The organism is Aurantiacibacter sp. D1-12 (assembly GCF_028858515.1).
Classification (GTDB): Bacteria; Pseudomonadota; Alphaproteobacteria; order Sphingomonadales; family Sphingomonadaceae; genus Alteraurantiacibacter.
Map to the genome: position 1 here is coordinate 1 of NZ_JAPJZJ010000012.1, position 1,010 is coordinate 1,010.

Genomic DNA, 1,010 nt, shown 5'->3' on the forward strand with positions numbered 1-1,010 from the left:
TCAGGCCGGTACGGCGGCCCGCCACATCATAGCCATAGCTGAGCGTGCGGCTGGCCCCGTCCATATTGTTGGTGGTGGTGAGCGTCAGCACCTGCCTTCAATCTGACAAGACCCTCAATGACATGTCATCTCTATGCTTTCTGGTCTCACGACAATGACGCCGTCAGCTTTGTGCCCCCAAGCTTGGTAGCATAGATCTTTTTGATATCTTGTTCCTGCTCGCTCAAACGTTAAACGATACTGGTTTTCGAAGTAAGCCTGAAATGTCACCATCTGTGTTTCTCCAGATCGTAACATCCCAACAGCTTGCGGGTCACCACTTTGTGTGATTACTACCCCATTTAAGTTGTCGTCAGTTTCATTTTGCAGATGAAAGGTTGTTGTTTTTGAACAAGCACTTCCAAAAAAAAGGACGAAGATAGAGATCGCAAAAATTTTCATGGTGAGGTAACCACACAGTCGTTCGTAAAAGCATAGTCAGTCAGCTCAGTTGTAGACATATTGGAATACCGATCATCCGCTCCCAGCACCGCACCGACGTAGTTATTATGATCGTCCATAGCACGAGATGCAGCATTATAGCCACTTTGCCCCATAAGCCCTCTTAAATAGCCTTGGACCTCATTTACGTTTCCTGCGCCTAAAGCTCTAGCAGGCCCGTACAATCTACTCACAGCAATCGCCGCCCAAGTGTGACGGTAAGCGTCACGCGCGTCATCTGTGCCTCCCAAGTTGGGAAAGCGTTGCGCCGCAGCAGCGTTGGACCTTTCGTGTATTATATCCCCCGTCAGTAACAAACCGAGAGGAACGTACAGGTAAGATGGGATCTCATCTGGCACTTCTGGGCAGGCATCTTCCTCCTCTTTCCTGGGTCTTTTCCCACGCGGCCCGCCCCCGTCTCTGCCGGGGTCAGCCGGATCGACGTTGGGCTGAGGATCGCACCCCTCCTTTTCATGGGAGTAGGTAATGTCATAAAGTTGGGGAGTGCCTTCAGAGCCGTCATCATATCG

Annotated in this window: 1 protein-coding gene; it reads right to left on the reverse strand. The window is 50.8% G+C overall.

What is annotated here, in order from left to right; genetic code table 11:
• Positions 1 to 114 precede the first annotated feature (114 nt).
• Complete coding sequence (locus OOZ52_RS12820; RefSeq protein ID WP_274698932.1) at positions 115 to 441, reverse strand: hypothetical protein; 327 nt, start codon at positions 439 to 441, stop codon at positions 115 to 117.
• Between the last annotated feature and the right edge of the window lie 569 nt (positions 442 to 1,010).

What these genes read in the sequence shown, in the direction of transcription:
- OOZ52_RS12820 (WP_274698932.1), bottom strand. Translation starts at nt 441, where the DNA reads ATGAAAATTTTTGCGATCTCTATCTTCGTCCTTTTTTTTGGAAGTGCT.